At 48.9% G+C, this 13,873-nt stretch carries 14 protein-coding genes; 9 read left to right on the top strand and 5 right to left on the bottom strand.

The genetic code is table 11. The features are described 5' to 3' along the window. Positions 1-93: 93 nt before the first annotated feature. Positions 94-1,833 carry a proline--tRNA ligase gene (locus tag ACO0K2_RS00390; protein WP_423014601.1) on the bottom strand — a complete coding sequence of 580 codons (1,740 nt, stop codon included), beginning with the start codon at positions 1,831-1,833 and terminating at the stop codon, positions 94-96. A 225-nt stretch (positions 1,834-2,058) separates the two neighbouring features. Between ACO0K2_RS00390 and ACO0K2_RS00385 the strand changes: the two genes are divergently transcribed. Next, positions 2,059-2,634, top strand: a complete 576-nt coding sequence (locus tag ACO0K2_RS00385; protein ID WP_423014599.1) for an RNA pyrophosphohydrolase — start codon at positions 2,059-2,061, stop codon at positions 2,632-2,634. 3 nt (positions 2,635-2,637) lie between these two features. After that, positions 2,638-3,207 (top strand): CNP1-like family protein, encoded by a 570-nt coding sequence (locus tag ACO0K2_RS00380; RefSeq protein WP_423014597.1) that lies wholly within the window; start codon positions 2,638-2,640, stop codon positions 3,205-3,207. Between the two features lie 109 nt (positions 3,208-3,316). On the opposite strand, the gene proB is transcribed toward ACO0K2_RS00380, so the two are convergent. The 4 genes from proB to rplU form a co-directional block, all read right to left on the bottom strand. After that, positions 3,317-4,435, bottom strand: a complete 1,119-nt coding sequence (proB, locus tag ACO0K2_RS00375) for a glutamate 5-kinase (protein WP_423014595.1) — start codon at positions 4,433-4,435, stop codon at positions 3,317-3,319. 270 nt (positions 4,436-4,705) lie between these two features. After that, positions 4,706-5,818 carry a GTPase ObgE gene (gene obgE / locus ACO0K2_RS00370; protein WP_423014593.1) on the bottom strand — a complete coding sequence of 371 codons (1,113 nt, stop codon included), beginning with the start codon at positions 5,816-5,818 and terminating at the stop codon, positions 4,706-4,708. 267 nt (positions 5,819-6,085) lie between these two features. After that, positions 6,086-6,343 (bottom strand): 50S ribosomal protein L27, encoded by a 258-nt coding sequence (gene rpmA / locus ACO0K2_RS00365; RefSeq protein ID WP_423014591.1) that lies wholly within the window; start codon positions 6,341-6,343, stop codon positions 6,086-6,088. Positions 6,344-6,387: 44 nt separating this feature from the next. Further along, positions 6,388-6,699 (bottom strand): 50S ribosomal protein L21, encoded by a 312-nt coding sequence (gene rplU / locus ACO0K2_RS00360; protein WP_423016107.1) that lies wholly within the window; start codon positions 6,697-6,699, stop codon positions 6,388-6,390. 287 nt (positions 6,700-6,986) lie between these two features. Between rplU and ispB the strand changes: the two genes are divergently transcribed. From ispB to yacG, 7 genes are all read left to right on the top strand, one after another. Continuing rightward, complete coding sequence (gene ispB / locus ACO0K2_RS00355) at positions 6,987-7,967, top strand: octaprenyl diphosphate synthase (protein ID WP_423014589.1); 981 nt, start codon at positions 6,987-6,989, stop codon at positions 7,965-7,967. A gap of 312 nt (positions 7,968-8,279) precedes the next feature. Beyond that, positions 8,280-10,007 (top strand): type IV-A pilus assembly ATPase PilB, encoded by a 1,728-nt coding sequence (gene pilB / locus ACO0K2_RS00350; protein WP_423014587.1) that lies wholly within the window; start codon positions 8,280-8,282, stop codon positions 10,005-10,007. A 15-nt stretch (positions 10,008-10,022) separates the two neighbouring features. Continuing rightward, the gene (locus tag ACO0K2_RS00345) at positions 10,023-11,249 is read left to right on the top strand and encodes a type II secretion system F family protein (protein ID WP_423014585.1); all 1,227 of its coding nucleotides are present in this window, start codon (positions 10,023-10,025) and stop codon (positions 11,247-11,249) included. Continuing rightward, the gene (locus ACO0K2_RS00340; RefSeq protein ID WP_423014583.1) at positions 11,249-12,112 is read left to right on the top strand and encodes a prepilin peptidase; all 864 of its coding nucleotides are present in this window, start codon (positions 11,249-11,251) and stop codon (positions 12,110-12,112) included. Before ACO0K2_RS00345 ends, ACO0K2_RS00340 begins: the two co-directional genes overlap by 1 nt. After that, a complete protein-coding gene (gene coaE / locus ACO0K2_RS00335; protein ID WP_423014581.1) occupies positions 12,112-12,753 on the top strand; it encodes a dephospho-CoA kinase in 642 nt (213 codons plus the stop codon). Before ACO0K2_RS00340 ends, coaE begins: the two co-directional genes overlap by 1 nt. Positions 12,754-12,898: 145 nt before the next feature. Then, positions 12,899-13,654: a cell division protein ZapD gene (gene zapD / locus ACO0K2_RS00330; protein ID WP_423014579.1), complete on the top strand. Its 756-nt coding sequence runs from the start codon at positions 12,899-12,901 to the stop codon at positions 13,652-13,654. A gap of 17 nt (positions 13,655-13,671) precedes the next feature. Continuing rightward, positions 13,672-13,854: a DNA gyrase inhibitor YacG gene (gene yacG / locus ACO0K2_RS00325; protein WP_423014577.1), complete on the top strand. Its 183-nt coding sequence runs from the start codon at positions 13,672-13,674 to the stop codon at positions 13,852-13,854. Positions 13,855-13,873: the final 19 nt, after the last annotated feature.

The following is a 13,873-nucleotide window of genomic DNA, read 5'->3' as shown; positions in this document are numbered from 1 at the left end:
AGAGGAATGCGTTTTCTGGCAGCGGCGCTACCCTGCTCTTCACTGGTCGCTCTACACGACGCAGGGCAACGTAGCACCGCTATCAGGCGAAACTTAGGCAGCGGGTGCCAGTTTTGCCTTTACAAACGCCAGCATCTCTTCGACCGGAACGATTGTCGCTTCAGCATCGCGACGGCCAACATACTCCAACTTGCCATCTTTCAGACCACGATCACCAATGACGATACGGTGCGGTACACCAATCAATTCCCAATCAGCGAACATCGCGCCTGGACGCTCACCGCGGTCATCCAGAATCACATCAACGCCTGCTGCTAACAAGTCTTGGTAGAGTTTTTCTGTCTCTGTTTTCACCGCTTCGCTACGATCCATCCCCATTGGACAAATCACAACTTCGAACGGTGCGATGGATGTTGGCCAGATAATGCCCTTGTCATCGAAGTTTTGTTCGATCGCGGCACCCAGAATACGTGTGACCCCAATGCCATAGCATCCCATCTGCAAGAGCTGTGGTTTGCCATTTTCATCCAAGAAAGTGGCTTTCATGTCTTGTGAATAACGGGTTCCCAACTGGAATACATGGCCGACTTCGATACCGCGCTGAATCGCCAACACACCTTTGCCGTCGGGTGAAGGATCACCATCAACCACATTACGTAAATCGGCAACGAGTCCTTCAGGAATATCGCGCACCCAGTTTGCGCCAGTAAAGTGGAAATCAGCTTCATTCGCGCCCACCACAAAATCAGCCATATTCGCGACGGTACGATCAGCAACAATATGGACGGGCTTTTTCGTGTTGATGGGTCCGAGATAGCCTGGTTTCGTACCAAACCATTCGATGATTTCTGCTTCTGTTGCCATACGGTGATTCGCTAAACCAGGCACCTTGGCGGTTTTGACCTCATTTAACTCGTGGTCGCCACGCAAGAGCAGCAGCCAGACTTGTTTACCTGCTTCGCCTTTTTCTTCGTCCTCGACGGTCAGAACGATGGATTTAACGGTGTTTTGCAGGGGGATGTTCAGCAACGCTGCAACATCTTCACATTTTGCTTTGCCTGGCGTGGCTGTTTTGGTTAATGCAGCCGTTGCTGCTGGACGCGATGCGCTCAGTGGCAGTGCTTCAGCGGCCTCCATATTGGCGGCGTAATCGGAGGTTGGGCAATATACCAACGCATCTTCACCGGTCTCGGCGATGACGTGGAACTCATGCGAGCCAGAACCACCAATGGCACCGTTATCCGCAGCCACGGCACGGAATTGCAAACCAAAACGCTGGAAAATCCGCGTGTAGGCATCAAACATGATCTGATACGACTGTTTCAGACCTTCCACATTACGGTCAAAGGAATACGCATCCTTCATCGTGAACTCGCGACCACGCATCAAACCAAAGCGAGGACGACGCTCATCGCGGAATTTAGTCTGAATGTGGTAAAAATTGACCGGCAACTGGCGATAAGAGCGAATATCAGAGCGAACAACATCGGTAATCGCTTCTTCGGATGTTGGCTGAATAATAAAATCGCGGCCATGGCGGTCTTTCACGCGCATCAATTCTGGGCCCATTTTGTCCCAGCGGCCTGTCTCTTGCCATAGTTCAGCAGGCTGAACGACAGGCATCAGCATTTCAATTGCGCCGGCGCGGTTCATTTCTTCGCGGATAATATTTTCCACTTTCCGGATCACGCGTAAGCCCATCGGCATGTAATTGTAGATACCCGAACCGAGACGTTTAATCATCCCAGCGCGCATCATCAGTTTGTGGCTGACGACTTCCGCATCGGCAGGGGCTTCTTTAAGTGTAGAAATAAAAAATCGAGTAGCTCGCATGACAGTGATTCTTTTTAAATGGAAGGTTATAATCAACTCAATTTTAAAGGATTAGCTGGCTAATGCGCCCACTCTTTGCATATTTGATGAAGGAAACTGCGTTTTGTTCGCCAGACTGGCTGCTGCCCGCTGAAAATTGGGCTCACTTTTTGACGTAACAGCGTTTTACAACAACTTCAATTGCATAGACACGCCATATAGCCACAGAAAGTGTTGAGGTTAACTATGCTTGATCGTGAAGGCTTTCGCCCAAACGTTGGCATAATTTTGCTAAACGCCAACAATCAGGTCTGGTGGGGGAAACGTGTGCGCGAGCATTCGTGGCAATTTCCACAAGGCGGGATTAAATATGGCGAATCTCCTGAGCAGGCGATGTTTCGAGAGCTGGAAGAAGAAACAGGTCTGTTGCCGGAGCATGTCAAAATTATTGGCCGCACCCGTGACTGGCTCCGTTATGAAGTTCCAGATCATTTTATTAAACGTGAAATTCGTGGGCATTACCGTGGTCAGAAGCAAATCTGGTTTTTGCTACGGATGATAGGACGTGATTGCGATGTCAACCTACGCGCCAGTAATCATCCCGAATTTGATGCGTGGCGCTGGCATGAATACTGGGTGCCATTAGATGTGGTCATTGAGTTCAAGCGTGGGGTTTATCAGCTTGCCTTACAGGAGCTCTCCCGCTACATTCATCGCAATGACAACACGGGCAATGCACGCCACCGTTCGCCGCGTCATTCGGGTAAGTCGGTCGAAAAAAGCCCCGAACAACCCAAAATTGAACAGGAAGAACACAAGTAAGGTATGCATTATTTAACACAACTCTCTCTCAACGCCGCTAAGCAATGGCGCCATCGCTCGTTGTGGCTTGGCGCAGCCTTGCTGACTGGCTCGGCCCTTTGCCAAGCGGGTCAAGCCACCCAGACTGGCGCGCCAGCGGACGATGCGGATAAAGAATGGTCGGAAGCGGCTGTCGTTCTTCCACCTGCCCCAAAACCCGAAGATTTGATTATTTTTTATAAAAGTAGCAATCTCTCCTTCGCCATCGATAAGGCATCCTTGAGTACAGCGGGTGACGGTACGGTGCGCTATACCTTGGTGTCGAGCAGTACGACCGGCGCTAAAAACGTCAGCTACGAGGCAATCCGCTGCGAAACCTTTGAGCATAAACTCTATGCGTTCGGTCGTAGTGATGGCACATGGTCGCGCTCACGCCGTAACGAATGGGACAGAATAGCAAGTACCGGCGTCAACAAGCAGCATTTCACCCTTTACTCGGAATTCTTGTGTGATGGTACGACGGTCGCTGGCAAAGTTCCTTACCTGATCAACCGTCTGCAAGGTAAAGTGACCTCACAGGATTACGCACATTAAAAAAAGCGCCACTGTAGTCGCCCATAGAAAAAGGGAGCAATCACATTGCTCCCTTTTTTTCGTTTTGGCTACAGTCCAATCAGCAAGAATGGCGATGACCTTGCTCGTTTTAAATAATCACCAAATTATCTCGGTGAATTAATTCTGGCTCTTCCACAAAGCCTAAGATCGCCGCAATCTCAGCCGATGGCTTACGTTTGATTTTCCGAGCGTCAGCACTACCGTAATTCGACAAGCCACGCGCCACAGCACGCCCCGCCTCATCAACACAGGTCACCAATTCACCACGCCCGAACTCTCCAGAAACATCAAGAACACCTATCGGTAGCAGTGATTTACCTTCCATGGTCAGTTTTTGAACGGCACCGGCATCTAGGGTAATTTGACCAACCGTTTGCAAATGATCGGCCATCCATTGTTTACGCGCCGCGAGTGGTGCCATGTCAGAGATCAATTGGGTACCGATCGCCTCACCTTCTGCAAGCCGCACCAATACATTCTCTTCACGCCCCCAAGCGATCACGGTGTGCGCTCCGGATTTGGCACCGCGTTTCGCTGCCAAGATCTTTGTCAGCATGCCGCCACTGCCAACGCTGGAGCCTGCACCGCCAGCCATGGCTTCCAATGCCAGGTCGCCCGCTTTGGCCTCATGGACAAATTGGGCATCGGGATTTTTACGTGGATCGGCAGTATACAAGCCACGCTGATCGGTCAAAATAATAAGGGCATCCGCTTCGATTAAGTTCGCTACCAGCGCGCCCAAGGTGTCGTTATCACCAAACTTAATCTCGTCCGTCACAACGGTGTCGTTTTCATTAATGATGGGGACGATACCAAAACGCAGCAAGGTGAATAAAGTTGAGCGCGCGTTGAGATAACGCTCACGATCAGCCAAATCCGCGTGGGTGAGCAAAATTTGCGCAGTACCGAGACCATGTGCACGGAAACTGGTTTCGTAAATCTGCGCCAAACCCATCTGCCCGACTGCTGCGCAGGCCTGCAATTCATGAATGCCGGTTGGGCGTTTTTCAAAGCCAAGACGTTGACGACCTTCAGCGATCGCCCCAGAGCTGACCAACACCACTTCTTTGCCCATCGCACGTAAGGCTGCAATTTGCGCTGCCCATTTTTGAATGGCGGTGCTATCGAGGCCCTTACCATCATTGGTAACCAGCGACGAACCTACTTTGATTATCAGCCGCTTGGCTTGGTGAATGACAGAATGCATAGTAACAATGAAACCTTGAGAGAGGCAGGAAAGCTTTAAATTATACTTTATGTTGATACTCGATGAATATTCTAAATTTAATTTAGATATCTGATATTTTCATGTCTGAATATATCGAATAATTTCTTTAATGCTATTTTTGGGATGCATCTGATCGGACCTCAAAGGAAATAGCGGACAAGCATACAGACGAAAAAAAACCTGATGATGTTGTCACCAGGTTTTTTGCGATTTCAACCGACACGAAGCGTCGGCGTAGAGAGAAATCGATTATTCTTCCCACACTTTGAAGCGTGGATCATCTGGATCAATCGACAAGATCCCCTGCGCTTCTTCTTTCATTTGCGTCTCTTGGGAACGTTGTTCCTGTGTCCGTTTTTCTTCGATATCTTTGTAGATCGCCATGACGAGGTCTTCACACCCTTCGCGGTTCAACGCAGAAATCTCAAATACAGGACCTTTCCAGCCGAAACGCTTCACAAAGTCTTTGACCTTTTTCTTACGCTCTTCTTCGCTTAATACGTCAAGCTTATTGAGAACCAACCACCGTGGCTTTTCATACAAACTTTCGTCGTATTTTCGTAACTCTTTGATCAGTGCTTTGGCATCCTTCACTGGATCGACATTGTCATCAAACGGTGCCAAATCAACAATGTGCAACAACAAACCCGTACGTTGCAAATGCTTCAAGAATTGCACACCCAAGCCCACGCCGTCCGCAGCGCCTTCAATCAGACCAGGAATATCAGCAATGACGAAGCTCTTTTCGTGGCTCACGCGGACCATACCCAGGTTAGGATGCAAGGTCGTGAAAGGATAGTCCGCAATCTTAGGACGAGCATTAGACACCGCGGTAATAAACGTTGATTTACCAGCATTCGGCAAGCCCAACAGACCAACGTCCGCCAATACTTTCAATTCAAGGCGCAACTCACGGCGTTCGCCTTCTTTACCCTCTGTACGCTGACGTGGCGCACGGTTGGTCGATGTTTTAAAGTGGATATTACCCCAACCGCCCTCACCACCTTTAACGAGTTCGACTTGTTGGCCATGCTCAGTCAAGTCAGCGATGACTTCGTCGGTATTGCGGTCAGCAATCAGAGTCCCGACAGGCATACGCAGGAAAATGTCTTCCGCCCCCTTGCCATAGCAATCCGCACCGCGACCATTTTCGCCGTCTTTGGCTTTGTGCAACTTAGAGTAGCGATAATCAACCAAGGTGTTGATATTACGATCCGCAACAGCCCAGATACTACCGCCACGACCACCATCACCACCATCAGGCCCACCGAACGGACGGAATTTTTCCCGGCAGAATGAGGCAACACCATTACCGCCATCACCGGCGATGACTTCAATTCTGGCTTCGTCAATAAATTTCATTTTTAAGCACCTAAAAAAGCTTGTATAAATCGTTGCAACCGAAAGGGGATTCCATTGTCTGATCAAAACAACAAGTGCAAACACCACCTGAAAAAGATATTTTAGTCAGGCAACAGCAAATGCAAAGTTTTAATTGTCTGTACGCGCTCGCGTGCAAAATGGGAGAGCAACCGATTTATACAGGATCTCTCGAAACTAAAAAGGCTCTACCAATGGCAGAGCCTTTTGTCGTCGTGGCTTGCGCCTGGTTTTGAATTACTTCAAAACTTACGCTGCAACAACAATCGCGTATTGATGCTTGTTAGCACCTTTAACTGCGAATTGTACTTTACCGTCGATCAACGCGAATAAAGTGTGGTCTTTGCCCATACCAACGTTTTCACCAGCGTGTACACGTGTACCACGTTGACGAATGATGATACCGCCAGCATTGATTGCTTGGCCGCCGTAAACTTTAACGCCTAAGCGTTTTGACTCTGAGTCACGGCCGTTGCGCGTGGTGCCGCCGCCTTTTTTGTGTGCCATTTAATAGCTCCTTGGATACTGGTAATAAACAGTTAATCTTACGATTAGCCGTTGATAGATACGATTTGCAGTTCAGTAAAGTTTTGGCGGTGGCCTTGACGCTTCTGGTAATGCTTACGACGACGCATTTTGAAAATGCGCACTTTGTCGTGACGACCGTGATCTACTACCTTAACCAGCACCGACGCACCTGCAACCAATGGAGTACCAAACTTGATGGTTTCTCCAGCACCCATAGCGAGCACTTGATCAATGGTGAATTCGGAGCCAATGTCTGCAGGTATCTGTTCTACTTTAAGTTTTTCACCAGCGACAACTTTATATTGTTTGCCGCCGGTTTTTATGACCGCGTACATGTGAAACCTCATCGAATAAATAAAAGGATTTTCTCCCCGCGTCGCTATGACTTGCTTAGGAATTCGGGAAAACCCCAAATTATACATAGACTTAAGCCTACCGTCAAAAACAATTTGCATATTTTTTCAGCAGGAAAATGCGCACTCTTACCACGCTCTTGTGTAAAAATTACCTCATCTTGAGTTAAAGCATGAAAACTCCTGCTTTTTAGCCCTCGTAAGAAGAGCAAATTTGATCACAACATCGTATAATCTCGGCGTCTTGGATTAAATAGCAGGATTACCCCTTGTCTGCCACCGTACAACAAAACCCCATTACCGACGTGATTGCCACAGACATGTCGGCGGTTAACCAAGTTATTCGCCAACAACTTCACTCTGACGTCGCCCTCGTTAACCAGATTGCTGAATACATCATCAATGCTGGGGGTAAGCGTATTCGTCCGGTTTTAGTATTGCTGGTGGCTAACGCGTATGGCTATCAGGGCAAGCATCATCATGAATTAGCGGCAATTGTTGAGTTTATTCACACAGCAACATTACTCCATGACGATGTGGTGGATGAATCCTCCCTGCGCCGTGGTCGTCAAACGGCCAACGCGTTGTTTGGTAACGCGGCTTCTGTATTGGTGGGCGACTTCCTGTACTCCCGTGCATTCCAGATGATGGTATCGATCAACAGCATGCGCGTAATGCAAATTTTGGCAGATGCAACCAATGTGATTGCTGAAGGCGAAGTCTTGCAGTTACTGAATATGCATGATCCGGATGTCACGGAAGAGCGTTACTTACAAGTGATCCGTTCCAAAACAGCCAAATTGTTTGAGGCGGCCGCTGAGATCGGCGCCTTAATCGCTGGTGCCAATGACGAGCAAGTGAATGCGGCTGGCGAATACGGTCGCTGTATTGGTACAGCATTCCAACTGATCGACGATGTACTCGATTACTCCGGTAATGCCGTTGATATTGGCAAAAATGTCGGTGATGATTTGCGCGAAGGCAAACCAACGCTGCCGCTCATTTACCTGATGAAACACGGCTCCGACGCTGAAAAAGAATTAGTTCGCCTCTGCATCGAACAAGGCGACGAGTCGCAGTTTGACGCGATTCTCTCAGCGATCACACAGTCTGGTGCACTTGATTACACAACGCAACAAGCCGTACTTGCTGCTGATCGCGCCTCGGCAGCGATCCAATCTCTGCCAGAATCCACGTATAAAACCGCGTTGCTGGCGTTGAGCCACTTTGCGGTACATCGCAATCACTAAGATCCGCGTTACGATCTACTCTATTTACTTCCGGCTGCACGTTGCATGCGCCGGAAGCAGCATTTTCCCTGATCGGGTATTCTTGTCTCATGCACGAACTCCGTGCGCGGCTCTTGCCTGATGGCAGGAACGAATGCTTTCGCCACTCGTGGAACGCAAAAAAAAACAGGCGGATCAGGCAGTAAAGACAACATTTTTTTTATGTAAACTGAGTCAACATGTAAAAAAAAGTTGGAAATCTTTACAAACGCCCCTATCAGTTGCATTATCGCGAAGCAACGATTGTTTTGGCAACCTTCACTTAGAGTCACTATGTCAGCAGCCCCACCATCTTCTGCAACACCCGTTTTGACCTCTGGACTAGCCCGCGCCCTGATGCAAGGTAATTTGCTCAATGCGACGCAAATTGACACCCTATCCAAAAAAGCCCAAGCAGAAAAGCTTACTTTTATTGATAGCCTCCTGCAGAGTCAAATGATCAATGCGCGCGACCTCGCGAGTTTTTGTTCTGAAACATTTGGCTATCCATTATTGGATCTATCGGCGATTGATGAGAGCATCCTGCCAGAAAAGCTCGTCGACCAAAAACTCATGCAGACGCAGCGCATGGTCCCGATTGCGAAGAAAGGCAACAAACTCACACTCGCCGTCGCAGATCCGACCAACAATTCTGCTTTTGACCAAGTCAAATTCCAAACGAATCTGGCGATTGAGTTGGTGATGGTGCAATATGACGTTCTGACAAAACTGCTCGAAAAAATCAGCAAGACGTCAGAACAAAGCCTTTCCGATCTGGCTGGCGATGATTTTGAGTTTGAATTCAAAGAAGATGAAGCCGGACAGGCTGCGGCAGATGCACAAGCCAACGAAGTCGACGATGCCCCGATCGTCAAATTTTTGCAAAAAATGCTGATTGATGCAATCAACATGGGCGCCTCCGACTTGCATTTTGAGCCATTTGAAAAATTCTATCGTATCCGTTTCCGGATTGACGGTGAACTACGTGAGATCGCCCAGCCTCCTTTGGCGATCAAAGACAAGCTGTCCTCGCGGATTAAAGTGATTTCTAAGCTGGACATCTCAGAGAAGCGTATTCCTCAAGATGGTCGCATGAAGTTGCATCTGAACGCGAAAAAATCCATCGATTTCCGCGTCAGTACGCTCCCGACCTTGTTCGGCGAAAAAATCGTTATGCGTATTCTTGATGGATCGCAGGCACAAATGGGGATTGATGCGCTGGGCTATGACCCTGATCAGAAAGAAATCCTGCTCAACGCCATTCAACGACCTTACGGCATGGTGCTCGTGACGGGACCGACCGGTTCCGGTAAAACCGTATCGCTCTACACCTGTCTCAATGTCATTAATAAGCCTGGGATCAATATTTCTACGGCGGAAGATCCAGCCGAGATTAACTTACCTGGCGTCAATCAGGTCAACGTCAATGACAAAGCCGGTCTCACCTTTGCTGCTGCACTGAAATCCTTCTTGCGTCAGGATCCGGACGTGATTATGGTGGGTGAGATTCGTGACTTGGAAACAGCTGATATTGCAATTAAAGCAGCGCAAACGGGTCACATGGTGTTCTCCACTTTGCATACCAACGACGCGCCATCGACATTGACACGCTTAATGAACATGGGTGTCCTGCCGTTTAATATCGCCTCTTCGGTGATTTTAATTACCGCGCAGCGCCTTGCTCGTCGCTTGTGTACTTGCAAGCGTCCGACAGAAATTCTCGATGAAGTGCTGCTGCAGGCAGGTTTTAAAGAAGAAGAACTCGACGGTACTTGGAAACCATATGAACCTGTCGGTTGCGAACGTTGCAGTGGCAGTGGCTACAAAGGTCGTGTCGGTATTTATCAGCTCATGCCGATCACCAACGCGATCGAACGCATCATTTTGGCGAGTGGTAGTGCCATGGAAATTGAGGAACAGGCACAACGCGATGGCGTCAGAAATCTACGTCAGTCCGGCCTGATGAAAGTAAAGCAAGGCTTAACCAGCCTAGAAGAAGTACTTGGATGTACCAACGAATAATCGGAGAGCAGTCACATGGCAACTAATTCGGCCAGGACCATCAAACCAGCAAAAGAAGTGATTTATGCTTGGGAAGGTAAAGATAAGTTTGGCAAAACAGTGCAGGGTGAACTGCGTGCAGGTGGCGAAGCGATCGTCAACGCTACCTTGCGTCGTCAAGGCATTCTGGTCACTAAACTGAAGAAAAAGAGCTATAGCTCAGGTAAAAAAATTACCGATGCCGATATCACTTTGTTTACGCGACAACTGGCAACCATGATGAAAGCGGGCGTTCCGCTGTTACAGTCGTTCGATATCGTCGCCAAAGGCAATGCCAACCCGTCCGTGTCGAAGCTGCTACAGGATATCCGTGGCGACGTCGAAACGGGGACGAGCTTGAATCAGGCTTTCCGGAAATTCCCCCTCTACTTTGATCCACTGTTCTGCAATTTGGTGGGTGCGGGCGAACAGGCCGGTATTCTGGAAGACTTGCTCACGCGTCTTGCCATTTATAAGGAAAAAACGCTCGCGATCAAAAAGAAAATCAAATCCGCACTGACCTATCCGATTGCCATTTTGTCAGTCGCTTTTGTCGTCACTGCCGTCATTATGATCTTTGTGGTTCCAGCGTTTAAGCAGGTATTCTCAAGCTTCGGTGCCGATTTGCCAGCGCCAACGCTGATCGTGATGGCGATTTCGGACTTTGTGGTCAGTTATTGGTATCTGATTTTTGGGTCGATCTTCGGCGCTTTGTATTTTTTCTTCCAGACATGGCGCCGTTCGCTAGAGATGCAACGAGCCATGGACCGGATTCTGTTGCAGTTGCCGATTTTTGGCGCGATTATCCGTAAAGCGACGATTGCCCGTTGGACCCGAACACTCTCCACCATGTTTGCAGCGGGTGTTCCACTGGTTGAGTCGCTGGATTCCGTTGGTGGTGCCTCAGGCAATGCCGTCTATCTGGATGCCACGATCAAGATTCAGACCGAGGTCAGCACAGGGACCAGTCTCACGGTAGCGATGCAAAATACCAATTTATTCCCGAACATGGTGACGCAGATGGTGGCCATCGGCGAAGAATCTGGTGCCCTCGATAGCATGTTGGGCAAGGTGGCTGATTTTTATGAGGAAGAAGTCGACGAAGCAGTCGCGTCACTCTCTAGTTTGATGGAACCGCTGATTATGGTGATTCTGGGCGTGGTGATTGGTGGTCTCGTTGTGGCGATGTATCTGCCAATTTTCAAATTAGGATCCGTGGTCTGATGCTACAAGAAATTCTTTTTAAGCTCCCCGGAAATAGCCTCAGCACGATCATCTTTGGCATTTTCGGGTTGTTGATTGGTAGTTTTTTAAATGTGGTCATTCACCGGCTACCGAAAATGATGCAACATGAGGTTGAAAACTTTGTTGCCCATGAGACCGGGAAAGAGTTACCCCACACCAGTCCGTATAACTTGATGGTGCCGCGTTCCGCCTGCCCGCATTGCGGACATCAGATCGGTGCACTAGAGAACATTCCCGTCGTGAGCTACCTCGCAATCAGAGGGAAGTGCCGCGGCTGTCAGGCGGCGATTTCTATTCGTTACCCCTTAGTTGAGTTGGCGACAGGTCTTCTCACTGCGGGGTTCATTTGGCATTTTGGAAGTGGTGTTGCTGGACTCTCGGCGGTGGTTTTTGGCTTTATCCTGATCGCATTGACCATGATCGATGCGGATACACAGCTCTTGCCGGATGATTTGACACTGAGTCTCATGTGGCTGGGTTTGTTGGTCAATATCAATGGCACATTTACTTCCTTGTCCTCAGCGGTCATCGGCGCGGCGGCAGGCTATCTCGCGTTATGGTCGATATATTGGGTCTTCAAACTGATCACTGGCAAAGAAGGCATGGGATACGGGGACTTTAAATTGTTGGCAGCGTTAGGGGCTTGGATGGGCTGGAGTATGCTGCCGGTAATCATTCTTTTGTCGTCCATCGTTGGTGCTGTCGTTGGATTAGCGATGATCGGTCTGGCCAAGCTAGGCAAAGACACACCATTGCCATTCGGTCCTTACCTCGCAGGTGCGGGCTTGATCGCCTTGGTGTGGGGTCCGGAACTGTCGCAACGTTATCTCGGTTATCTCTGATGTCTTCTTCCCCTTCACCCTCTTTGGCAATTGGTCTGACTGGCGGAATCGGCAGCGGTAAAACAACGGTCACTGACCAATTCAAAGAACACGGTATCGTCATCATCGATACCGATGCGATCGCGCATGCACTCACCGCACCATCCGGACAAGCAATACCGGCAATACGTCAAACATTTGGCGATGCTGCCATTGCAGAGAACGGTGCAATGAATCGAGCATGGATGCGTGAGTTGGTTTTTACTGATAGCAACGCTAAAAAGCAACTCGAGCAGATTCTGCATCCGCTCATCCGTCAGGAATGTGAACAGCAGACAGCAACAGCCAACAGTCCTTATGTTATTTTTGCAGTCCCTTTGCTCGTCGAATCAGGCAACTGGCGCCAGCGCGTGCAACGGATTGCCGTGGTGGACTGCAGCGAAGAGACGCAGATCGCACGGGTCATGAAAAGAAATCAGTTACGCAGAGAGCAAGTCGAGGCCATCATGCGTGCACAAGCGACTCGTGCCCAACGCCTTGCTGCCGCAGATGATATTATCGACAACGAGACTGACTTAGAGCGCGTGAGAACACAGGTCGACGCATTGCACCTACGCTATCTGCAACTCGCGCATGAGGCCCGCATCGCGGCACATTCTTGAAACGTACCCGCGCAATTCCCTCACAATCCGCTTGTAACACGTCAGAGACAAAAAAAACTTTACATGATGTTTGTAATTTTCAGGCGTATGGTTCAGAATCATGTGAAGTTCAGATTGGCACAAATTTTAAAACAGGGACACTATTTTGATTGTTTACGAATACCCTTTCAACGAGCGTATTCGCACGCTTCTGCGGTTGGAAGACCTGTATGAAAAATTTATATTTTTCCTGCATCAATCCGATCCGCTGCAACATCATGTTGCGCTAGCAACCATTTTCGAAATGTTGGAAGTGGCTGGTCGTGCTGACCTGAAATCTGATTTGTTGCAAGAACTGGAACGTCAGAAGCACACGCTCATTGGTTTCAAATCCAATCCGAATGTCCAGGCAGAAATGCTCGACAAAGTACTGGAAGACGTTGATCGCGCCAGTACATCACTGATTGCCTGCACAGGCAAAACCGGACAAAATATCCGCGATAACGAGTGGTTAATGAGTATTCGCGGCCGTACGATTATTCCTGGTGGTGCCTGTGAATTTGATTTACCAAGTTACCATGCTTGGCAGAAAAACTCGGCAGAGAAACGGTTTGCTGACATTTCAGCGTGGTTTGCCCCGATTGCCCCCTTGTTTGATGCCATTAATGTCATTCTGCGCTTACTACGTGAATCTGGCTCAACAACAAAAGTGATCGCACAAGCGGGTAGTTATCAACAAATGTTGCAAGGGAAGGTGTATCAATTATTGCGTGTTAGCATTCACCGCGAGCTTGGCGCGATTCCGGAGATTTCAGCGAACAAATACATGTTGTGGATCCGGTATATGTCGCAGGATGGCGATATGAAGCCAAAAGCGTTTGAAAACGATATCCCGTTTGATCTCACCCTCTGTAATTTCTGATTTCTGAACACCTGAATATGGCCACTGTTGTCAACTGCCCTACCTGTCAAACCAAAGTTGAATGGACGACTGAGAACCGTTTTCGTCCATTTTGCTCTGAACGTTGCAAACAAATCGATTTAGGTGCTTGGGCTGAGGAAAAATACACCATCCCAGCCGTGAACCTTCCAGAAGACCCCGAAGACGACAATCTGCATTAAGCCGACGCCTCGGCGATGC

This window comes from Undibacterium sp. MH2W (assembly GCF_049340215.1).
Lineage (GTDB): Bacteria > Pseudomonadota > Gammaproteobacteria > Burkholderiales > Burkholderiaceae_D > Undibacterium.
Note: the sequence above shows the minus strand (reverse complement) of the source record. Positions and strands in the feature narration are given on the sequence as shown.

What these genes read in the sequence shown, in the direction of transcription:
- ACO0K2_RS00390 (WP_423014601.1), bottom strand. Translation starts at nt 1,833, where the DNA reads ATGCGAGCTACTCGATTTTTTATTTCTACACTTAAAGAAGCCCCTGCC.
- ACO0K2_RS00385 (WP_423014599.1), top strand. Translation starts at nt 2,059, where the DNA reads ATGCTTGATCGTGAAGGCTTTCGCCCAAACGTTGGCATAATTTTGCTA.
- ACO0K2_RS00380 (WP_423014597.1), top strand. Translation starts at nt 2,638, where the DNA reads ATGCATTATTTAACACAACTCTCTCTCAACGCCGCTAAGCAATGGCGC.
- proB (WP_423014595.1), bottom strand. Translation starts at nt 4,435, where the DNA reads ATGCATTCTGTCATTCACCAAGCCAAGCGGCTGATAATCAAAGTAGGT.
- obgE (WP_423014593.1), bottom strand. Translation starts at nt 5,818, where the DNA reads ATGAAATTTATTGACGAAGCCAGAATTGAAGTCATCGCCGGTGATGGC.
- rpmA (WP_423014591.1), bottom strand. Translation starts at nt 6,343, where the DNA reads ATGGCACACAAAAAAGGCGGCGGCACCACGCGCAACGGCCGTGACTCA.
- rplU (WP_423016107.1), bottom strand. Translation starts at nt 6,699, where the DNA reads ATGTACGCGGTCATAAAAACCGGCGGCAAACAATATAAAGTTGTCGCT.
- pilB (WP_423014587.1), top strand. Translation starts at nt 8,280, where the DNA reads ATGTCAGCAGCCCCACCATCTTCTGCAACACCCGTTTTGACCTCTGGA.
- ACO0K2_RS00345 (WP_423014585.1), top strand. Translation starts at nt 10,023, where the DNA reads ATGGCAACTAATTCGGCCAGGACCATCAAACCAGCAAAAGAAGTGATT.
- ACO0K2_RS00340 (WP_423014583.1), top strand. Translation starts at nt 11,249, where the DNA reads ATGCTACAAGAAATTCTTTTTAAGCTCCCCGGAAATAGCCTCAGCACG.
- coaE (WP_423014581.1), top strand. Translation starts at nt 12,112, where the DNA reads ATGTCTTCTTCCCCTTCACCCTCTTTGGCAATTGGTCTGACTGGCGGA.
- yacG (WP_423014577.1), top strand. Translation starts at nt 13,672, where the DNA reads ATGGCCACTGTTGTCAACTGCCCTACCTGTCAAACCAAAGTTGAATGG.